We start from the raw sequence: 20,676 nt of genomic DNA, 5'->3' as shown, positions 1-20,676 counted from the left end.
GCGTCGTGCTTTCCGTTTCGATCCGTTGGGAGTCGGCGCCTGTTACTTGGCCGAAATCTTGATCAGCTTGGCATAGTAGAAGCCGTCATGCCCGCCGTCCTGCGGCAGCAACTGGCGGCCGTGGGGCTGCTTGATGCCCCAGGGGCCGGGCAGGTCCAGCTCGCGGGCGCCTGGGGTGCGGGCAAGGAATGCAGCGATCTGCTCGCTGTTCTCCTGGGGCATTACCGAACAGGTCGCGTAGACCATCACGCCGCCGACTTCTAGGGTCGCCCACAGCGCGTCGAGCAGTTCGCCCTGCAGCTGCGCCAACGCCTCGATGTCCTCGGCGGTGCGGGTCAGCTTGATGTCTGGATGACGGCGGATCACCCCGGTGGCGGAGCACGGCGCGTCCAGCAGGATGCGCTGGAAAGCCTGGCCATCCCACCATTTGCCGGTGTCGCGGGCATCGGCGGCGAACAACTCGGCCGAGAGCTGCAGGCGGGCGAGGTTTTCGCGTACGCGCACCAGGCGGCTCTCTTCCAGGTCCACGGCAACCACGCCGGCCAGCGCCGGCTCGGCTTCCATCAGGTGGCAGGTCTTGCCGCCGGGAGCGCAGCAGGCGTCCAGCACGCGCTGGTTCGGCGCCAGCTCCAGCAGGTCGGCGGCCAACTGCGCGGCTTCGTCCTGCACGCTGACGCGGCCTTCGGCGAAGCCCGGCAGCTCACGCACGTCGCACGGCTGCACAAGATTGATGCCGTCGCGGCTGAACTCGCAGGCGCTCGCTTCGAAGCCGACGCGGTTCAGTTCTTCCAGGTAGGTATCGCGACTGCCGTGGCGGCGGTTTACCCGCAGGGTCATCGGCGGATGCGCGTTGTTGGCGGCGCAGATGGCTTCGTACTGCTCCGGCCAATAGTTCTTCAGCGCCTTCTGTAACCAGCGCGGATGCGCCAGGCGTGCGGCCGGGTCCTTGTCGACCTCGGCCAGCAGCGCTTCACTCTCGCGCTGGGCGCGGCGCAGCACGGCGTTGAGCAGGCCCTTGGCCCAGGGTTTCTTCAGCTTGTCCGCGCAGCCGACGGTCTCGCCGATGGCCGCATGCGGCGGAATGCGGGTGTAGAGCAGCTGGTACAGGCCGACCAGCAGCAGGGCCTCGACGTCACGGTCGCCGGCCTTGAACGGCTTCTGCAGCAGGCGCGCGGCGAGGGTGGACAGGCGCGGCTGCCAGCGGGCGCTGCCGAATGCCAGTTCCTGCACCAGCCCGCGGTCGCGCGGCTCGACGTTTTCCAGCTGGGTCGGCAGCGAGCTGCCCAGCGAGGCGCGGCCAGCGAGCACGGCGGCCAGCGCGCGGGCGGCCGCGAGACGAGGATTCGTGCTCATAGGCCCAGCCCTTGTTGTCCAAGCACCTGGCCGGCAGCGAACTGCTCGCGGCGGCTGTTGAACAGGTCGGCGAAGGCCAGCGGCTTGCCGCCGGGCAGTTGCAGGCGGGTCAGCAGCAGCGCGCCTTCACCGCAGGCGACCAGCAGGCCGTCGCGGTTGGCGTCAAGAATCTTGCCGGGCTCGCCCTTGCCTTGCGCCGGTTTGGCGCCGAGCACCTTCAGCGCAGCGTCGCCAAGGGTGGTGTGGCAGACCGGCCAGGGCGTGAAGGCGCGGATGCGGCGCTCCAGCTCGTCGGCCGGGCGCGACCAGTCGATGCGCGCCTCTTCCTTGTTCAGCTTGTGTGCGTAGGTGGCCAGCGCGTCGTCCTGCACTTCGCCTTTGAGCGTGCCGGCAGCGAGCCCGGCTATGGCCTCGACCACGGCCTGCGGGCCGAGCTCGGCCAGGCGGTCGTGCAGGCTGCCGCCGGTGTCGTCGGCGGAAATCGGCGTGGCGACCTTGAGTAGCATCGGCCCGGTGTCCAGGCCCGCTTCCATCTGCATCACGGTCACGCCGCTCTCGGCGTCGCCGGCTTCCACCGCGCGCTGGATCGGCGCCGCACCGCGCCAGCGCGGCAGCAGCGAGGCGTGGCTGTTGATGCAGCCCAGGCGCGGGATATCCAGCACCACCTGCGGCAGGATCAGCCCGTAGGCCACCACCACCATCAGGTCCGGCTTGAGCGCGGCCAGCTCGGCTTGGGCGTCGGGGTTGCGCAGGGTCGGCGGCTGCAGCACCGGCAGGCCGTGCTCCACGGCGAGCTGCTTGACCGGGCTGGACATCAGCTTCTGGCCACGGCCGGCCGGGCGGTCCGGCTGGGTGTAGACGGCGACGATCTCGTGGGGAGTATCGAGCAGGGCCTTGAGGTGTTCCGCGGCGAATTCCGGGGTGCCGGCGAAGACGATGCGCAGTGCTTGGCTCATATCAGGCTCGCAAAAAAAGAAAGGCTTGCCGGGGCAAGCCTTTGGGGATGGGGTCACGCCTGTTGCCGGTGCTGCTTTTCCAGCTTCTTGCGGATGCGGTCACGCTTGAGGTTGGACAGGTAGTCGACGAACAGCTTGCCGTTGAGGTGGTCGCACTCGTGCTGGATGCACACCGCGAGCAGGCCCTCGGCCACTTCCTCGAAGGGGTTGCCGTCGCGGTCCTGGGCCTTGATCCGCACCTTCTGCGGACGGTCTACGTTCTCGTAGAAGCCGGGCACCGACAGGCAGCCTTCCTGGTACTGGTCCATTTCCTCGGTGAGGTATTCGAACTCCGGGTTGATGTAGACCCGCGGCTCGGACTTGTCCTCGGACAGGTCCATCACCACCACGCGCTTGTGCACGTTGATCTGGGTGGCCGCCAGACCGATGCCCGGGGCCTCGTACATGGTCTCGAACATGTCGTCGATCAACGTGCGCAGGGCGTCATCGAAGACCGTGACCGGCTTGGCGATGGTCCGCAGGCGCGGATCGGGGAATTCGAGAATGTTCAGAATGGCCATATACGTTTGTGATGCACTTGTGGAATAAAGTCAAAATCGGCTGCTAATATGCTGAGCAGCATCGAAAAACGGCTGGAAAGCGCGGTAGGGGCGGCTTCCAGGCGGTTCATGTGTACACATAATAAAGGGATTCACCGCATGAGGAAAACACTACTCGCCCTGCTGCTGCTCGCCGCGGGCGGGATGGCGCAGGCTGCCGTGCAGCTCAAGGACGGCCATCCGGATCGCTATACCGTAGTGAAGGGCGACACCCTCTGGGACATCTCCGGCAAGTTCCTCAGCAAGCCGTGGAAGTGGCCGGAAATCTGGCAGGTGAATCCGCAGATCCAGAACCCGCACCTGATCTATCCGGGTGACGTGCTGAGTCTGGTGTACATCGACGGCCAGCCTCGCCTGATGCTCAACCGCGGCGAGTCGCGCGGGACCATCAAGCTGTCGCCGCGGGTGCGCAGCACCCCGATCGCCGAGGCGATCCCGACCATCCCGCTGGACAAGATCAACGCCTTCCTGCTGTCCAACCGCATCGTCGACAACGAGGCCGTCTTCACCGACGCGCCCTACGTGGTCGCCGGCGCCCAGGAGAGCGTGATCAGCGGCGCCGGCGATCGTGCCTACGCCCGCGGCAAGTCGCTGACCGAAGAGAACAGCTACGGCATCTTCCGCCAGGCCAAGGTGTACACCGACCCGGATACCGACGAGGTCCTGGGCATCGACGCCATGGATGTGGGCGGCGCCAACGTCACCGCCAAGGAAGACGACGTCGCCACCCTGATGCTGACCCGCACCACCCAGGAAGTCCGTCCGGGCGACCGCCTGTTCCCCACCGAGGAACGCGCGATCACCTCGACCTTCATGCCCAGCGAGCCGAAGTCCGAGATCAAGGGCACCATCATCGACGTGCCGCGCGGCGTGACGCAGATCGGCAAGTACGACGTGGTCACCCTGGACAAGGGCTCCCGTGACGGCCTCGCCGAAGGCAACGTGCTGGCGATCTACAAGCTTGGCGAAACCGTGCGCGACCGGGTGAACGGCGACATGGTGAAGATCCCCGACGAGCGCTCCGGCCTGGTGATGGTGTTCCGCACCTACAACCGCCTGAGCTACGGGCTGGTGTTGAATGCCACCCGCTCGCTGGAAGTGAACGACCGCGTGCAGAATCCCTGATTCCCGCCCGGTTGCGCAAAACCCCGCTTCGGCGGGGTTTTTTGTGGGCGCGATTCGGATCGGTCCGACAGCTTGCCTGATTGCGGCAGCGGCATAGTCCGGCAGACCTCCTGCCGCCACGGACCGCCGCCATGACCCCGGACCTCTCCCCCGCCGAATGCGAAGCCCGCCTGCGCCTGCATGCCCTGCCCGAGCTGGGGCCGCGCCGTTTCCGCCGCCTGCTGGAGGCTTTCGGTTCGGCTTCCGCCGCCCTCAGCGCGCCGGCTGCGACCTGGCGCTCGCTCGGCCTGCCAGCCGCCTGCGCCGAGCCGCGTCGCGATGCCGCCATCCGGGAACAGGCCGCCGAGGTGCTGCGCTGGCTGGAAGTGCCGAACCATCATCTGGTCATGTGGGACGCGCCCGACTACCCCGCACTGCTCGGTGAACTGGACGATGCCCCGCCGCTGCTCTTCGTCGCCGGCGAGCCGGCTCTGCTGGAGCGCCCGCAGCTGGCCATGGTCGGCTGCCGCAAGGCGAGCAAACCGGGGCTGGATACCGCGCGGGCCTTCGCCCGCAGCCTGGCCGGCGGTGGCTTCGTGATCACCAGCGGGCTGGCGCTGGGCATCGATGGCGCGGCGCACGAGGGTGCGCTGGAGGCGGGCGGAGGAACGGTCGCGGTGCTGGGCACCGGCCTGGAGCAGCTGTATCCGCGCCGGCACATCGGCCTGGCGCAGCGCATCGTCGAGCAGGGTGGCGCGGTGATATCCGAACTGCCGCTGAACTGCGCACCGCAGGCTTCAAACTTCCCCAGGCGTAACCGCATCATCAGTGGCCTGTCCCTGGGTACCCTGGTGGTCGAGGCCAGCCCGTCCAGCGGCTCGCTGATCACGGCGCGGCTGGCTGCCGAGCAGGGCCGCGAGGTCTATGCGATTCCCGGATCCATCCACCATCCCGGTGCGCGCGGCTGCCACGAGCTGATCCGTCAGGGCGCGACGCTGGTGGAGACGGTGGAGCACATCCTCGAAGGCCTGCGCGGTTGGACGCAAAGTGCGCCGGCCGTGCAGACCACGCCGACGCTACCGGCACATCCCCTGGTGGAGCTGCTGCGCGCAGCCCCGCAGAGCAGCGAACAACTGGCGTTGCGCAGCGGCCTGGAGCTGCCGCAGGTGCTGGTGGAACTCACCGAGCTGGAGCTGGATGGACGGGTAGCCTGCGAGGCCGGCGTCTGGGTGCATCGCGCCCCCTGAGCACGTAAACTGCCGCGCATCGCAGATCCGAGGAAAGTCCCGATGTTCAGCAACTGGCGTACCCAGCGCATGGCCCAGGTCGTGCGCGATGGCGGTGTGATCGCTTATCCGACCGAAGCCGTCTGGGGCCTGGGCTGCGATCCGTGGAGCGCCGATGCGGTGTATCGCCTGCTGGCAATCAAGGCGCGCCCGGTGGAAAAGGGCCTGATCGTCATCGCTGCGGACATCGGCCAGCTCGACTTCCTCCTCGAAGACCTGCCCGAAGCCTGGCGCGACAAGCTAGCCGCCAGCTGGCCGGGGCCGAACACCTGGCTGGTGCCGCACCAGGGTCGCCTGCCCGAGTGGGTGACCGGCGTGCATGACACCGTGGCCGTGCGCGTCACCGACCACCCACTGGTGCGCGAGCTGTGCCAGTTCACCGGCCCGCTGATCTCCACCTCCGCCAACCCCGCCGGCCGCCCGGCCGCGCGCACCCGCTTGCGCATCGAGCAATATTTCCATGGCGAGCTGGACGGCGTGCTCGGCGGCTCCCTGGGTGGGCGCCGCAATCCGAGCCTTATACGCGACCTGCGAACCGGCGAGACCGTTCGCCCGTCCTGACCCTGTAGGAGCGGACTCCGTCCGCGATGTCCAACCAGCCAGCTCGGAGTTGCCGGAAATCGATCGCGGACAGAGTCCGCTCCTACAATGGGGCACCGGTGCTCGCGAACGTTGTCCAGCCGATCAGGGCAACAGAATGGTCGACCCGGTGGTGCGCCGCGCCGCCAGTTCGGTCTGCGCCTTGGCCGCGTCGGCCAGGGCGAAGCGCTGGTTGATCTCCACCTTCACCTTGCCGCTGGTGATCATGCCGAACAGGTCGTCGGCCATGGCCTGCAGGCGTTCCGGCGTGCTGGCGTAGCCGAACAGCGTCGGCCGGGTGACGTAGAGCGAGCCCTTCTGCGACAGGATGCCCAGGTTCACCCCGTCCACCGGGCCGGAGGCGTTGCCGAAGCTGACCACCAGGCCGCGCTGGGCGGTGCAGTCCAGCGAGGTCAGCCAGGTGTCCTTGCCGACCGAGTCGTAGACCACCGGGCACTTCTTGCCATCGGTCAGCGCCAGCACGCGCTCGACCACGTTCTCGTGGCTGTAGTCGATGGTTTCCCAGGCGCCGTGGGCTTTCGCCAGCTCCGCCTTGGCCGCCGAACTCACGGTGCCGATCAGGTGCGCGCCGATGGCCTTCGCCCACTGGCAGGCGATCAGCCCGACACCGCCGGCCGCCGCGTGCCAGAGGATGGTCTGGCCCGGCTGCACGTTGTACGTCTGGCGCAGCAGGTACTGCACGGTGAGGCCCTTGAGCATGACCGCGGCGGCCTGCTCGAAGGTGATCGCATCCGGCAGCTTCACCACGCTGGCCGCCGGCAGCACGTGCTGCTCGCTGTAGGCGCCCAACGGGCCGGTGGCGTAGCCGACGCGGTCGCCAACCTTCACGTTGGTCACCGCACTGCCCACCGCCTCCACCTCGCCGGCGCCCTCGGTGCCGACGCCGGAAGGCAGGCTCGGCGCCGGGTACAGGCCGCTGCGGTAGTAGGTGTCGATGAAGTTCAGGCCGATGGCGCGGTTGCGTACCCGCACCTCGTTCGGGCCGGGCTCGGCCGGGGTGTAGTCGACGATTTCGAGGACTTCCGGGCCGCCGGTCTTGGCGAATTGAACACGCTTGGCCATGTCGCTCTCCTGATGGCGCGAGGCTCTGCCTCGCCGGGGAAAAGACTTTCATCCAAGCCGCCCGCATGACGGGCGTCAAGACCAGCTTTGCCGGCGGCGATGGTATGCTTGCCCCCGTTTTGCCACCCAAACTTCGCTCCGGCCCGCGCCACGCGTGGCTTTCCCGCTCCAAGGTGATTCTCGTGACCGACCGCATCGAGGCCGTGAAGGCCTACCTGCTCGACCTGCAAGACCGCATCTGCGCCGCACTCGAAGCCGAGGACGGCAGCGCCCGTTTCGTCGAGGATTCCTGGCAGCGGCCGGCGGGCGGTGGCGGTCGGACGCGGGTGATCGGCGATGGCGCGCTGATCGAGAAGGGTGGCGTGAACTTCTCCCACGTGTTCGGCGCCGGCCTGCCGCCGAGTGCCAGCGCGCACCGCCCGGAACTGGCCGGGCGCGGCTTCCAGGCGCTGGGCGTGTCGCTGGTGATCCACCCGACCAACCCGCACGTGCCGACCTCCCATGCCAACGTGCGCTTCTTCATCGCCGAGAAGGAAGGCGAGGAGGCGGTCTGGTGGTTCGGCGGCGGCTTCGACCTGACGCCCTACTACGCCCATGAAGAAGACTGCGTGCTCTGGCACCAGGTCGCCCGCGACGCCTGCGCGCCCTTCGGCGCGGACGTCTACCCGCGCTACAAGGAATGGTGCGACCGCTACTTCCACATCAAGCACCGCAACGAACCGCGCGGTGTCGGCGGCCTGTTCTTCGACGACCTGAACCAGTGGGACTTCGACACCAGCTTCGCCTTCCTGCGCGCCATCGGCGATGCCTACATCGACGCCTACCTGCCCATCGTGCGCAAGCGCAAGGACACCCCCTACACCGAGCAGCAGCGCGAGTTCCAGGCCTTCCGCCGCGGCCGCTACGTCGAATTCAACCTGGTCTACGACCGCGGCACCCTGTTCGGCCTGCAGTCGGGCGGGCGCACCGAGTCGATCCTCATGTCGCTGCCGCCGCAGGTGCGCTGGGGCTACGACTGGAAGCCGGAGCCGGGCAGCGCGGAAGCGCGCCTGACCGAGTACTTCCTCACCGATCGGGACTGGCTGGCGCAGGTCTGACCTTCCGCACCTCGGGCGGTTCGCGAGCAAGCTCGCTCCTACGAAAAGCACGCGAGCAGGACCGCTCTTCGTAGGAGCGAGCTTGCTCGCGAACACCGTGTGGCACCGCAGTGTAAAAAGCGGCACTCTCTCGACCTTTCGATTTCATGCCCCAGGACTTCTCCATGGACCGCTACTGCGTCTTCGGCAACCCCATCGGCCACAGCAAGTCGCCGCAGATTCACCGTCTGTTCGCCGAGCAGACCGGCCAGGCGCTGAGCTATGACGCACGCTTGGCGCCGCTGGACGACTTCGCCGGGAGCGCCCGCGAGTTCTTCGCGCAGGGCCTGGGCGGCAATGTCACCGTGCCGTTCAAGGAAGACGCCTACCGCCTGGCCACCGAGCTGAGCGAGCGCGCGCGCCGGGCGGGTGCGGTGAATACCCTGAAGAAGCTCGACGGCGGTGGACTGCTGGGCGACAACACCGACGGCGCCGGGCTGACCCGCGACCTCACGGTGAACCATGGCGTCGTCCTGCGCGGTGCGCGCATCCTGGTGCTGGGCGCTGGTGGCGCGGTGCGCGGCATCCTCGAACCCTTCCTCAGCCAGCAACCGGCGAGCATCGTCATCGCCAACCGCACGGCGTCGAAGGCCGAGCAGCTGGCGCAGGAGTTCAAGGATCTGGGCGCGGTGAGCGGCGGCGGTTTCGACCTGCGCGCCGCGCCGTTCGACCTGATCGTCAACGGCACTTCGGCCTCCCTGGCCGGCGAACTGCCGCCCATCGACCCGGCGCTGATCCAGCCGGGGCACACGGTCTGCTACGACATGATGTACGGCAAGGACGTCACTGCCTTCAATCGCTGGGCCGCCGAACACGGGGCGGCGCGCTGCATCGACGGGCTGGGCATGCTGGTCGAGCAGGCGGCGGAAGCCTTCCTGCTTTGGCGCGGCGTGCGCCCGGATTCGGCGCCGGTGCTGGAGGAGTTGCGCCGTCAGCTCAAGGGCTGATTTCGCGCAGGCTCTTGTAGGAGCGAGCTTGCTCGCGAACCGCTTGGCACCGAAGTGGCCGGGAAATCTGTTCGCGAGCAAGCTCGCTCCTACAGGGTAGAGGGCTCACCGTAGGAGCGGACCTTGTCCGCGAAACCCCGAACGGTGTGCGCTGAACGATCCGGTGAATACCTGATGCCTTTCGCGGACAAGGTCCGCTCCTACGATGGTATTTACCAGCGAGCCGATCACTCCTCGACCAACAACACCCCGCCCTTCCCCATCTGCTTCTCCAGCTCCGCGCGCACCCGTGGCCGGGCGTTGCGCAGCACCAGGCTGCGGCCTTCGCTGGCGAGGCGGCGGGCTTCCTGCTGGAGCATCTGCGCGCCAGCGAAATCGATGAAGTTCACGTGGTGGGCGTCCAGCACCAGGCGTTCGCCGCGGCTGTGCTGCATCAGCTTCTGCAGGTAGTCGCAGGCGCCGAAGAAGATCGAGCCTTCGATGCGCAGTACTTCCTCGTCCTCTTTTTCCCACTGCTGAACGCGCGGCTGCGAAGTGCGCTTGAGGTAGAAGAACAGCGAGGCCAGCACGCCGGCGTAGATCGCGTTCTGCAGCGGCAGCAGCAGGGTGGCGGCGAGGGTCAGCAGCATCACCAGGGATTCTGCGCGGCTGCCCTTCCACAGCGCACGCAGGGCCGGGCGGTCGACCAGGTTCCAGCAGATCAGCAGGATGCCGGCAGCCATGGCCGGCAGCGGGATATGGGTGATCAGCCCGGCACCGGCCACTGCCAGCAGCGCGACCCACATTGCCGAGAAAACCCCGGCCAGCGGCGTACGCGCGCCGGCATCCTGGTTCAGTCCGGAGCGGGTGAAGGAGCCGGCGGACAGTGTGCCCGACAGCCATGGCCCGATCAGGTTGGACAGCCCCTGGGCGCGCACTTCCTGGTTGGCGTCCAGCGCCTGGTGTGATCGAGCGGCCAGGGCGCGGGCAATCGACAGGCTGGTGACCAGCCCGAGCATGCCGCAGGCGACGGCGGCGGGGAGCAACTGGGCGATGGCGGTCAGGTCGAACGACAGCGCGCTGAACGGCGGCAACGCGCTGCGGAAGGCAGCCACCTTGGCGACCTCGGCGAAGGTCGTCGGCATCGCCCAGACCAGCGCGCTGGCGCCGAACAGGCCAACCAGCAACGCCGGCCCGCGCCGCCACAGGCGCTTCACGATCAGGCTCAGCACCAGGCTGAACAGGCCCACCAGCAATGACGGCCAGTGGAATTGCGGCAGCTTCCACCAGAGCGCGGCGGCGCTGGTCAGCGCCGTGCCCTGCCCCTCTGCGGCGATGCCGAGCAGGTAGGGCAACTGGCCGATCACGATCACCAGCGCGGCGCCGCAGGTGAAGCCGAGCAGTACCGAATGCGAGACGAAGTTCACCAGCACGCCGAAGCGCAGCATGCCCAGCAGCCACTGGAACAGCCCGGCGAGGAAGGTCAGCAGCAGCGCGTACTGGATGAACTGCGCGCTGCCCGGCGGCGCCAGCGGGGCGATGGCGGTGAACAGCACCACCGAGATCGCCGCCGTCGGCCCGCCGACCATGTGCTTCGACGAGCCCCACAGGCAGGCGATCAGCACCGGCAGCATTGCCGCGTAGAGCCCGTACTCCGCTGGCAGTCCGGCGATCAGTGCGTAGGCCATGGACTGCGGCAGGGCGAGCACCGCGCCGGAAAGACCCACGCCCAGGTCACGGCGCAGGTCGCGCCCGCTGACCTGGGGCAGCCAGGCGAGGAACGGCAACAGGCGAATCAAGCGCTCCATCGACGGCCTACAGCTTGGCCTTCACGGCGGCCAGCGCGTCGCCGCCGTCGCGGGTCTTCACGCCTTGCAGCCAGGTGTCCAGGCTCTGCGGGTTGGCCTTGATCCAGGCCTTCACCGCGTCGGGGTTCTTCACGTTCTTCTCCAGTACCTCGGCCATGATGGCGTTCTCCATCTGCAGGTCGAAGGACAGGTTGGCCAGCAGCTTGCCGCTGTTCGGGCACTGCTCGGCGTAGCCGTTGCGGGTCACGGTGAACACGCTGCCGGTGCTGCCGAAGTACTTCTCGCCGCCGGTGAGGTACTTCATGTCGTACTTCACGTTCATCGGGTGCGGCGTCCACCCCAGGAACACTACCCAGCGCTCGCGCTTCACCGCGCGGCCGACCTCGGCGAGCATCGCCTGCTCGCTGGATTCCACCAGCTTCCAGCTGCCCAGGCCGAACTCGTTGCCGCTGATCATCTTCTGGATCGACTGGTTGGCCGGCGCGCCGGAGCCGATGCCGTAGACCTTCTTGCTGAACTGGTCGGCGTGCTGGTTCAGGTCATCGAAGKTCTTCACCCCGGCGTTCCACACGTAGGTCGGCACGGCCAGGGTGAACTCGGTGCCCTGCAGGTTCTTCGCCAGCTGGGTGACCTGCTTGCTGGCGATGAACTGGTCGTAGAAGCCCTGCTGCGCGGGCATCCAGTTGCCGAGGAAGGCATCCACCTGGCCGTCGCGCAGACCGCCGTAGGTGATGGGCACCGACAGGGTGTCGATCTTCACCTTGTAGCCGAGGCCGTCGAGGAGGAAGGCGGCGATGCCGTTGGTGACGGCGATGTCGGTCCAGCCCGGATCGGCCAGTTTCACCGTACTGCAGGCTTCATCTTCGGCCCAGGCCAGCGGGCCGCCCAGCGTCAGTGCGCCGGCCAGTAACAACGTAGATACCTTCTTCATGCTCCCTTCCCCTTCGGCTTGTTGTGGTTGTTATTTCGGTTGCGGATAGCGGGCGCGGCGCTCCAGATCGTCGAGGTCGATGTGGTTGCGCATGTACTGCTGGCTGGCGTCGACCATGGGCTGGTGATCCCAGCTTTTCAGCGTGCCATGGGTCAGCGCTTCGGCCACCAGCCGGCGGCGACGCTGGCTGGCCAGCACCTGTCTGGTTATAGACGGGACGTCCCAGCGCGCGCGGGCTTCACCCAGCAGATCGCGTACCAGGTTGGCGTGGGCCGGCGATTCCATGAGGTTCTGCAGCTCGCGCGGGTCGTTGGCGACGTCGAACAGCAGGCACGGGTCCTGCTCGGAATAGATGAACTTGAAGTCGCCGCGGCGGATCATCATCAGCGGGCTGACGGTGCCTTCGGCGGTGTATTCACCGATCACTTCGTCATGCCCGCCAGTGCCTTGCAGGTGCGGCAGCAGCGAGCGGCCGTCGAGGTCGACGCCGGGTTCGACCTGCCCGCCGGCCAGCTCGACGAGGGTTGGCAGCAGGTCGACGGTGGACACCGACTGGCTGACCCGATGCGCGGCGAAACGCTTGGGTGCGTGCACCAGCAGCGGCACGCGGGCGGCCATCTCGAACCAGTGCATCTTGTACCAGAGGCCGCGCTCGCCAAGCATGTCGCCGTGGTCGCCGGAGAACACGATCAGGGTGTCATCGGAAAGGCCGCAATCCTCCAGGGTGCGCAGCAGCGCGCCGATCTGCGCGTCGACATAGCTGCACGCGCCGAAGTAGGCGCGGCGGGCGGCGCGCACCTTCTCCTCGGGCATCTCCTGGCCCCACAGGTCGATCACCTTGAGCAGGCGCTGGGAGTGCGGGTCCTGCTCGGCCTGGGCGATCTGCACCGAGGGCAGCGGGATGTCCTCGTCGCGGTACAGGTCCCAGTACTCGCGCGGGATGGTGTAGGGGTCGTGCGGGTGGGTCATGGACACGGTGAGGCAGAACGGCTGCTCGGGGTGCTCGCGCACGTGGTCGTAGAGGTACTGGCGCGCCTTGAACACCACCTCCTCGTCGAAGTCGAGCTGGTTGGTGCGCACGCACGGGCCGGCCTGCAGCACCGAGGACATGTTGTGGTACCAGCTCGGGCGCACGTCCGGCTCGTCCCAGTTCACCGCCCAGCCGTAGTCGGCGGGGTAGATGTCGCTGGTCAGGCGCTCCTCGTAGCCGTGCAGCTGGTCCGGGCCGCAGAAGTGCATCTTGCCCGACAGCGCGGTGCGGTAGCCCAGGCGGCGCAGGTAGTGCGCGTAGGTGGGCACGTCGGCGGCAAAGTCGGCGGCGTTGTCCCAGGCGCCGATCTTCGTCGGCAGCTGGCCGCTCACCAGGGTGAAGCGCGAGGGGGCGCAGAGCGGGCTGTTGCAGTAGGCCGAGTCGAACACCACGCCCTCGCCGGCGAGGCGCGAGAGGTTGGGCAGCTTGATCGGCGAGTTTTCGTTGTGGAAGGGCAGGAGCGGCGCGGCCATCTGGTCGGCCATGATGAAGAGGATGTTCGGGCGCTGGCGCTTCATGGCGTTGGGCTTATCCTGTAGGCGCTGTTATGGGATGCTGTGGCGAAATGACGCTGGAATGAGTCTGTTTCCTGCTGGATAGGGGGTAAAGCGCATGGCGCAACATGCTTCGGATAACACTGGCTTATGTGACGGGCAGCCATGAGCGTGCCGCTGGAACTGCTGCGCGTGTTCGAATCCGCTGCGCGCCTGCTCAGCTTCACCGCCGCTGCCGGCGAGCTGGGCACCACCCAGCCGGCGGTCAGCCAGCAGATCAAGCGCCTGGAGAAACTCCTCGCGGTGCGCCTGTTCGACCGCATCCACCGCGGTATCGCCCTCACCGAGAGTGGACAGGTGCTGCAGCAGCACGTTCAGGCAGGGTTGGAGAGCATCGACGCCGGCATCGCCGCGGTCACCGCGCAACATCCCCATGAAGTGCTGCAGGTCGCCACCGATTTCGCCTTTGCCGCGTACTGGCTGATGCCGCGCCTGCCGCGCTTCCGCCAGGCGCACCCGGAGCTGGACGTCGGCCTGATCAGCAGCGACCGCAGCCCGATTGCTCTGCGCAGCGACATCGACGTGGCCATCGCTTTCGGCGACGGGCGCTTCAAGCACGGCGAGGCGTTGCGCCTGTTCAGTGAGGAAGTCTTCCCGGTATGCAGCCCGCGCCTGCTCGAAGGCCGCGAGCTGCCGCTGTCGCCCCAGGCGCTCACCGAGCTGCCGCTGCTGCACCTCAAACCCGAGGCATCCAGCCGCTGGTTCGACTGGGGCGGCGTGTACCGCGCGCTGGGCATCGACGATGCACCGGCGCCGGCCGGGCTGCGTTTCGACAACTACACCCTGCTGGTGCAGGCGGCCATCGCCGGGCAGGGCGTGGCCATCGGCTGGCGGCATCTGGTCGACGAACTGCTGGAGCAGGGGTTACTGTGCCGGCCCCTCGCCGGGTCGCTGCAATCGCGCTTCGGCTATTACGCCGTGCTGCCCGAGCGCAAACGGCGGATGCGCCTGGTGCAGCGATTCGTCGACTGGTTGCAGGCGGAACTGGAGCAGGACCGATGAGCGAGATTCAGGACTTCCACGCCCACGTCTATTTCGACGCCGGCAGCATCGAGCGCGCCCGCGCGCTGTGCGAGGAGGCGGCGCGGCGCTTCGGCGCGAAGATGGGCCGCGTCCACGAGCGGCCGGTCGGCCCGCACCCGGACTGGAGCTGCCAGCTGGCCTTCGACAACGCCACCTTCGCCACCCTGGTGCCGTGGCTGGCGCTTAACCGTGACGGCCTGGTGGTGTTCGTCCACCCCAACACCGGCAACGACCTGCGCGATCACCGCGACTACGCCATGTGGATGGGCGAAGTGCGGCCGCTGGACCTCTCGCAGTTCACGAGCTGACACTTTTTTGCATTCGATAATAATTCTCGATTCGGTGTATGCTGCCCACCCTTCGCATCGGTCTGACAGACGTTGGCCGGTTTTCCAGGGTATTTCGGCCATCATGCGGCGCTTCGCTTCTTCCTCCCTGCTGCAGAGCTTCCAGGCGCACTACGCGGACCTGATGCGCTTCCTCGCCCGCAGGCTGGGGGACAACCAGCGCGCCGCCGACGTCGCCCAGGACACCTGGCTGCGCCTGGCCGACCACCCCGCCGAAGCCGAAGTGCAGGACCCGCGCGCCTACCTGTTCCGCGTCGCCGGCAACATCGCCATCGACAACCTGCGCCGCGAGGGCCGGCTGGCCGAGCTGCATGTCGATGAAGCTGCCGCCAACGACCTGAGCGACCCCGCGTCCGGGCTGGAGCACCGCCTGCTCGCCCATGAGGCGCTGGAACACCTGGACGCCGCCCTCGACCAGCTGCCGACGAACGCCCGCGAGGCGCTGCTGATGAACCGCCTCGATGGCCTCACCCACGCGCAGATCGCCCAGCGCCTGGGGGTGTCCGAGAGCATGGTGGGCAAGTACATCGTCCAGGCCATGCGCCATTGCCGCGACTGGGCGCAGCGCCAGGAGGGCACACCATGAGTCGCGTCGAGCTGTCCCTCGCCGACGAGGCCATCGAGCGCCTGGTGCAACTGCATTCGGGCAGCGTCGACGCCGCCGAGCGCATGGATTTCCTGCGCTGGCGCGGGCAGAGCGCGGAGCACGAACGCGCCGCCCGCGAGGCCGAAGCCCTGTGGGGAGCCTTGCCGGAAACCCGCAGCGCCCAGCGCTATCGCCAGCGTGCGCGGCGTCCTCGTCGCCTGCTGGCGTTGGCCGCCGCTGCGTGCGTTGCGGCCGTTGCGCTGACTATCGCGCTGCCCGAGCCGCTGGCCGGGCTGTATGCCGATTACGCCACCCGCACCGGCGAGCGACGCATGCTGGAGCTGGCCGATGGCAGCCGGGTCTGGCTGAACAGTGACAGCGCGCTGTCGGTGGACTTCAGCCCGCAGCAGCGGCGCCTGCGCCTGCATGGCGGCGAGGCGCTGTTCGAGGTGGCCAAGGACCCGGCACGGCCCTTCATCGTCGAAGCCAGGGGCGGCGAAGTGCGCGCCGTGGGCACGCGCTTCGACGTCGACAGCCGTGGGCCGCAGGTGCGCGTGGACGTGACCGAGGGCGTGGTCCAGGTGAACAGCGCCGGCAGTGCGCCGGTGCGATTGTCCGCTGGCGAGCGCCTGAGCTACCGCGACAGCACCGCGCCCGAGCCGGCACAGCCGCTGGACCTGTCCAGCGCCAGCGCCTGGCAGCGCGGCAAGCTGATCTTCAACCAGCGCCCGCTGGGCGAAGTGCTYGACGAACTGGAGCGCTACGTCCCCGGCCGCATCGTGCTGACCGACAGTGCGCTGCGCCAGCACAAGGTCAGCGGTGTGTTCGACCTGCAGGACCCCGGCGCCCTGCTCAAGACCCTGGAGCGGTTGCAGCCGGTGACCGTTACCCATCTGCCCTGGCTGGTGCTGATCCGTCCCTCCCCGAAAGCTTGACGCGTTTTTCGTAGGACCGAGGGGGGCGCCTAGCCCTTGCTCGCGAACCGCCCAGCCGCGGAGCCGCCGGGAAATCTGTTCGCGAGCAAGCTCGCTCCTACAAGGGGCACCCTGCCCAGAGCCGGGCGGGACCGTAGGGCGAATAACGCCCCCGGCGTTATCCGCCGCTCACCCCGTATCGGCGCATGAAGCGGCACGCTTCATGCGCCCTACGAAAGCCTTTGCCGTCCTCTCACACAAGAAAATGAAAATTTTTTGCATTGGCCACTGCAAGGTTTGCCTGGCCGTTTCGTCGTAGGCAGGAACGCGAAAAATTCTCAATACGCGACCCTGCCCACACAAGAACGGATTTCTCCCGCATGCCTTACCGTCCTTCCCCGCTGCACCGCGCGCTGTTGCTGGCTTCCCTGCTCGCTGCCGGTGCTCCCCTGGCCCACGCGGCCGGCTCTGCCGCCGTCGAGCTGCACATCGCCCCGCGCAGCCTGGACAGCGCGCTGACCCAGTTCGCCGACCAGGCCGGGCTGCACCTGCTGTTCAACTCCGAGGATATCCAGGGCCTGCAGAGCGAAGGGCTGGACGGCACCTACAGCACCGAGGAAGCGCTCAACCAGCTGCTTTCCGGCAGCGGCGTAAGCTGGCGCTTCACCGACGAGCGCACCGTGCTGCTCAAGCGCGAGAAGGACGACTCCGCCGCCCTGAGCCTGGCGCCGATGCAGATCAGCGTGGCAGCGCGCACGCCCACCGACATCAGCTCGATCCCCGGCACCGTCTGGGTGGTCGACCAGACCCAGCTGCGCGAGCAGCTGGATACCGGCGTCAGCCTCAAGGAAGCCGTCGGCAAGCTGGTCCCCGGCCTCGACCTGGCGCCGGAAGGCCGCACCAACTACGGCCAGAACATGCGCGGGCGCAACGTGCTGGTGATGATCGACGGCGTCAGCCAGAACAGCTCGCGCGGCCTGTCGCGCCAGTTCGACAGCATCTCGCCGTTCAACGTCGAGCGCATCGAAGTGCTCTCCGGCGCCAGCGCCATCTACGGCGGCGGCGCCACCGGCGGCATCATCAACATCATCACCAAGAAGGGCGCCGCCGGCGATGCGCGCTTCGAGACGCAGCTGGGCGCCAGCAGCGGCTTCAACAACAGCGACGACCTATCGACCCGCGCCGCGCAATCCATCAGCGGCGGCACCGACCGGCTGGCGGGCCGCCTGGGTGTCTCGGCGGAGAAGAACGAAGCCTTCTACGACGGCGCCGGCAACCAGATCTTCATCGACAACACCCAGACCGACCTGCAGTACAACCGCACCGTCGACGTGATGGGCAACCTCACCGCGCAGTTCACCGACGAGCAGAGCCTCGACCTGCTGGCGCAGTACTACGACTCGGGCAACGACGGCAGCACCGGCATCTACTTTCCGCACCTGAACTACCAGGGGCCGTCGGACCTGGAAGACGCCGAGATCCGCAGTGGCCTGGATACCGACCTCGAACCACGCTCGCGGCGCGTGCTGCTCAACGCCAACTACCACCACAGCAACCTGCTGGAGCAGGACTTCTACCTGCAGGCGTACTACCGCAAGGAAGACGACAACTTCTATCCCTTCCCCTACTACAACACCGGCAAGCCCACCGGCTCCAAGGGTGTGTACTTCGCCGGCTCGCAGCAGAACTTCGAGGTCAGCGGCCTCAAGGGCCTGTTCAGCAAGCAGTGGGATGCGCTGAAGTTCACCTACGGCGTGGACCTCGACCACGAGCGCTTCAACGCCGAGCAGAAGGTCTTCGACCAGCGCCTGTCCTCCGAAAGCGGCGGCCTCGACCTGGAAACCGCCAGCAGCGCGCCGCGCTACCCCAGCTACATCGTCGACGGGCTGTCGTTCTACGGTCAGCTGGACTGGAAGGCCACCGACAACCTGACCATTTCCGGCGGCGCGCGCCACCAGAAGATGGATGTCGAAGTGGACGACTTCAAAGGCGTGCCCGGCGGCAGCAACGACTACCAGGTCAACCTGTTCAACCTCGGCGCGATCTACGACTTCAAGAACGGCCACCAGCTGTGGACCAACTACAGCGAGGGCTTCGACCTGCCCGACCCGGCCAAGTACTACGGCAAGGCCGGCCTGTCGGTGGACGACAACCCGCTGGCCGGCATCAAGAGCCGCCAGGTCGAGACTGGCTGGCGCTACAGCGACATGCAGTGGCAGGCGCAGGCGGCGGTGTATTACATCTGGTCGGACAAGATCATCACCACCGACGCCGCGACCTTGACCATCGACGTGCAGGACCAGAAGAGCCGCGACTTCGGCTTCGAGGGCGCGGTCACCCGCTACTTCGAGAACGGCTGGCAGGGCGGCACCACGCTGCACCTGGTGCGTTCACAGGAAGAGGATGCCGATGGCGACTGGATCAAGCGTGATGCGCGCTATGCGTCGCTGTCCAAGTCCACGGCCTTCGTCGGCTGGGGTGATGGCGAACGCAGTGCCCGCCTGCAGGCCCAGCACGCCTTCAACCTGAAGGACGACGCGGACCACGAGATCGACGGCTACACCACCTTCGACCTGATGGGCGAGCAGAAGACCGGTTTCGGCACCTTCAGCGCCGGTATCCAGAACCTGCTGGACAAGCAGTACAGCACCGTCTGGGGTCAGCGTGCCGCGCTGTTCTATGCGCCGACCTACGGGCCGGCCTATCTGTACGACTACCAGGGCCGCGGGCGGACCTTCACCCTGGGCTGGAGCCTGGAATACTGAGGGGCTGAAAACTCTGGGCCGGAAAGCTCTCTGCCTGAAAGTTCTCTATCCAAAAAAACTCAGGCCACCTTTCCGGTGGCCTGATCGAGGGTTTCCACTATGCCGCCGCTGAGGCTTCGACAGTGGCATAGAAGCACTTCGCCGAGCAGCTGTGACGAGGGCGTGGCGAAGTAGTCGAGCAGCGCCTCCTCGTCCTTCCAGCTGCCCTGCAGCAGCCACGGCTGGCCGTTCTCGCGGGCCACCAGTTGGCAGTGCAGGCATCCCGGCGCGCGGCGTGCGCCGTCGACCAGGTTGTCGATCAGGGCGCCGAGCTCCGCCTCGTGCCCGAGCCGGGGGTGGATGTGCAATTCGTGTTCGATGGGTGTTTGCCAGTGCATGTCCTGTCCTCCGCATTACAGGAAGAAGCCCGAGGTGGCTCCTCGGACGACTGACAGGAAGCTTACGGCGCGGCCAGGGCCGGGCGTTATCCGGATGCTGTCGCCTTCTTGCCTGATCCTGCGGAGCCTTCGCGGAAGTCTGAAACCGCGTGTTTCCCGCCCGTTTCCGCCTCTCGCACCGTCACGGTGCGCGACCCGAACACGGGGTGGCTTGTCCATTCCTGCCGATTGCTTGCCTGATCCTCCAGCGGCTGCCTTACTGTCACACGCGCGCATACGCCGTGGGCGTAAGCTTCGTGCGCCGCCACTGGAGGTCCTGTGCATGTCCCAGTCCGTTCCCGCCTTTGATCCCATTGCCGCCGGCCGCCAGGAGCTGGCCGACATCATCCAGCGCCACTGCCAGGGTGAAGGTCTCTTCGAAACCGCCATCGATTCGCTGCTGGTCGCCCGTGGCGACTGCCCCAACGAAGGCCGCATGCCGACGCTCTACCGCCCGGCCCTGTGCGTGATTGCCCAGGGCTGCAAAGAAGTGCGCCTGGGCAGCGAGGTCTATCGCTACGACGAACTCAACCTGCTGGTCGTGTCGGTGACGCTGCCGGTCTCCGGGCAGGTGATCGAGGCCTCGCCGGAGAGGCCCTACCTGTCCATCCGCCTGGATATCGACCCCGGCGAGCTGACCCGGCTGATCGCCGAGGCCGGTCTTGCGGGCAGCGCGCCGCGCCCGGCCAGCCGCGGCATCTATCTGCAGCGTGTGGATTGCACCGTGCTCGACGCCCTGCTGCGCCTGATGCGCCTGCTGGACACCCCGCGCGACATCGAGATGCTGGCGCCGCTGTTCGTCCGCGAAATCCTCTACCGACTGCTGCGCGGCCCGCAGGGCCACCTGCTGCATGATCTGGCGATGACCGACAGTCAGACCCACCGCGTCACCCGCGCCATCGAATGGCTCAACCGCAACTACGACAAGTCCCTGCGCATCGAGGACCTGGCCCGCGAGGTCAACCTCAGCGTGTCCACCCTGCACCACCGCTTCAAGGAAGTGACCGCGCTCAGCCCGCTGCAGTACCAGAAGCAGCTGCGCCTGCAGGAAGCGCGGCGGCTGATGCTTTCCGAAGGGCTGGAAGTGGCGGTGGCCGGGCATCGCGTCGGCTACGAAAGTCCGTCGCAGTTCAGCCGCGAATACAGCCGCCTGTTCGGTGCGCCGCCGCTGCGCGATCTGGCCAGCCTGCGCGGGGCTTTGGGCAGCGAGGCGGTGCCGGCCTGAGGTTGTTCCGCTCTTGTAGGAGCGGAGCTTCTCCGCGAATGGCCAGCGGCGGTGC

At 67.4% G+C, this 20,676-nt stretch carries 19 protein-coding genes; 11 read left to right on the top strand and 8 right to left on the bottom strand.

Going from position 1 to position 20,676, the window contains the following annotated elements; genetic code table 11:
• Positions 1–42: 42 nt before the first annotated feature.
• Genes rsmB through def form a run of 3 tightly spaced genes read right to left on the bottom strand, consistent with a single transcriptional unit; the run spans position 43 to position 2,869 of the window.
• Positions 43–1,353 carry a 16S rRNA (cytosine(967)-C(5))-methyltransferase RsmB gene (gene rsmB, locus QO207_RS01855; protein WP_301479046.1) on the bottom strand — a complete coding sequence of 437 codons (1,311 nt, stop codon included), beginning with the start codon at positions 1,351–1,353 and terminating at the stop codon, positions 43–45.
• Entirely contained in the window at positions 1,350–2,309 is a 960-nt protein-coding gene (gene fmt / locus QO207_RS01850; RefSeq protein ID WP_301479045.1) for a methionyl-tRNA formyltransferase, read from the bottom strand. The genes rsmB and fmt overlap by 4 nt, the downstream gene beginning before the upstream one ends.
• A 53-nt stretch (positions 2,310–2,362) precedes the next feature.
• Positions 2,363–2,869, bottom strand: coding sequence for a peptide deformylase (gene def / locus QO207_RS01845; protein WP_017518883.1), 507 nt, complete (start codon positions 2,867–2,869; stop codon positions 2,363–2,365).
• Positions 2,870–3,007: 138 nt separating this feature from the next.
• On the opposite strand from def, the gene QO207_RS01840 reads away from it, so the two are divergent.
• The 3 genes from QO207_RS01840 (at position 3,008) to QO207_RS01830 (ending at position 5,859) form a co-directional block, all read left to right on the top strand.
• Positions 3,008–4,033 (top strand): LysM peptidoglycan-binding domain-containing protein, encoded by a 1,026-nt coding sequence (locus QO207_RS01840; protein WP_301479044.1) that lies wholly within the window; start codon positions 3,008–3,010, stop codon positions 4,031–4,033.
• 131 nt (positions 4,034–4,164) lie between these two features.
• The gene (gene dprA, locus QO207_RS01835) at positions 4,165–5,259 is read left to right on the top strand and encodes a DNA-processing protein DprA (RefSeq protein WP_301479043.1); all 1,095 of its coding nucleotides are present in this window, start codon (positions 4,165–4,167) and stop codon (positions 5,257–5,259) included.
• 42 nt (positions 5,260–5,301) lie between these two features.
• Positions 5,302–5,859, top strand: coding sequence for an L-threonylcarbamoyladenylate synthase (locus tag QO207_RS01830; RefSeq protein WP_301479042.1), 558 nt, complete (start codon positions 5,302–5,304; stop codon positions 5,857–5,859).
• A 123-nt stretch (positions 5,860–5,982) separates the two neighbouring features.
• Here the strand turns inward: QO207_RS01830 and QO207_RS01825 are convergent, their stop codons facing one another.
• Positions 5,983–6,960 carry an NADPH:quinone reductase gene (locus tag QO207_RS01825; protein WP_301479041.1) on the bottom strand — a complete coding sequence of 326 codons (978 nt, stop codon included), beginning with the start codon at positions 6,958–6,960 and terminating at the stop codon, positions 5,983–5,985.
• Between the two features lie 182 nt (positions 6,961–7,142).
• Here QO207_RS01825 and hemF point away from each other — a divergent pair, with 182 nt between their 5' ends.
• Both hemF and aroE read left to right on the top strand, forming a co-directional pair.
• Positions 7,143–8,057 (top strand): oxygen-dependent coproporphyrinogen oxidase, encoded by a 915-nt coding sequence (gene hemF, locus QO207_RS01820; protein WP_301479040.1) that lies wholly within the window; start codon positions 7,143–7,145, stop codon positions 8,055–8,057.
• A gap of 164 nt (positions 8,058–8,221) precedes the next feature.
• Entirely contained in the window at positions 8,222–9,043 is an 822-nt protein-coding gene (gene aroE / locus QO207_RS01815; RefSeq protein WP_301479039.1) for a shikimate dehydrogenase, read from the top strand.
• Positions 9,044–9,270: 227 nt separating this feature from the next.
• Here aroE and QO207_RS01810 read toward each other — a convergent pair whose 3' ends face one another.
• Genes QO207_RS01810 through betC form a run of 3 tightly spaced genes read right to left on the bottom strand, consistent with a single transcriptional unit; the run spans position 9,271 to position 13,309 of the window.
• Positions 9,271–10,830, bottom strand: coding sequence for a SulP family inorganic anion transporter (locus QO207_RS01810; RefSeq protein WP_301479038.1), 1,560 nt, complete (start codon positions 10,828–10,830; stop codon positions 9,271–9,273).
• 7 nt (positions 10,831–10,837) lie between these two features.
• Positions 10,838–11,761 (bottom strand): choline ABC transporter substrate-binding protein, encoded by a 924-nt coding sequence (gene choX, locus QO207_RS01805; RefSeq protein WP_301479037.1) that lies wholly within the window; start codon positions 11,759–11,761, stop codon positions 10,838–10,840.
• A gap of 30 nt (positions 11,762–11,791) precedes the next feature.
• Positions 11,792–13,309 (bottom strand): choline-sulfatase, encoded by a 1,518-nt coding sequence (gene betC, locus QO207_RS01800; protein ID WP_301479036.1) that lies wholly within the window; start codon positions 13,307–13,309, stop codon positions 11,792–11,794.
• A gap of 141 nt (positions 13,310–13,450) precedes the next feature.
• On the opposite strand from betC, the gene QO207_RS01795 reads away from it, so the two are divergent.
• The 5 genes from QO207_RS01795 (at position 13,451) to QO207_RS01775 (ending at position 18,980) form a co-directional block, all read left to right on the top strand.
• Complete coding sequence (locus QO207_RS01795) at positions 13,451–14,347, top strand: LysR family transcriptional regulator (RefSeq protein ID WP_301479035.1); 897 nt, start codon at positions 13,451–13,453, stop codon at positions 14,345–14,347.
• On the top strand, positions 14,344–14,676 hold the full coding sequence (locus QO207_RS01790) for a DOPA 4,5-dioxygenase family protein (protein ID WP_301479034.1): 333 nt from the start codon (positions 14,344–14,346) through the stop codon (positions 14,674–14,676). Before QO207_RS01795 ends, QO207_RS01790 begins: the two co-directional genes overlap by 4 nt.
• A gap of 103 nt (positions 14,677–14,779) precedes the next feature.
• Positions 14,780–15,301: a sigma-70 family RNA polymerase sigma factor gene (locus tag QO207_RS01785; protein ID WP_301479033.1), complete on the top strand. Its 522-nt coding sequence runs from the start codon at positions 14,780–14,782 to the stop codon at positions 15,299–15,301.
• Entirely contained in the window at positions 15,298–16,236 is a 939-nt protein-coding gene (locus QO207_RS01780; RefSeq protein ID WP_301479032.1) for a FecR family protein, read from the top strand. Before QO207_RS01785 ends, QO207_RS01780 begins: the two co-directional genes overlap by 4 nt.
• Positions 16,237–16,595: 359 nt before the next feature.
• The gene (locus tag QO207_RS01775; RefSeq protein WP_301479031.1) at positions 16,596–18,980 is read left to right on the top strand and encodes a TonB-dependent receptor; all 2,385 of its coding nucleotides are present in this window, start codon (positions 16,596–16,598) and stop codon (positions 18,978–18,980) included.
• Between the two features lie 59 nt (positions 18,981–19,039).
• Here the strand turns inward: QO207_RS01775 and QO207_RS01770 are convergent, their stop codons facing one another.
• A complete protein-coding gene (locus tag QO207_RS01770; RefSeq protein WP_301479030.1) occupies positions 19,040–19,357 on the bottom strand; it encodes a putative quinol monooxygenase in 318 nt (105 codons plus the stop codon).
• Positions 19,358–19,679: 322 nt separating this feature from the next.
• On the opposite strand from QO207_RS01770, the gene QO207_RS01765 reads away from it, so the two are divergent.
• Positions 19,680–20,621 carry an AraC family transcriptional regulator gene (locus QO207_RS01765; RefSeq protein ID WP_301479029.1) on the top strand — a complete coding sequence of 314 codons (942 nt, stop codon included), beginning with the start codon at positions 19,680–19,682 and terminating at the stop codon, positions 20,619–20,621.
• The last annotated feature ends 55 nt before the right edge of the window (positions 20,622–20,676 follow it).

The organism is Pseudomonas sp. CAN1, assembly GCF_030462585.1.
Lineage (GTDB): Bacteria > Pseudomonadota > Gammaproteobacteria > Pseudomonadales > Pseudomonadaceae > Pseudomonas.
Note: the sequence above shows the minus strand (reverse complement) of the source record. Positions and strands in the feature narration are given on the sequence as shown.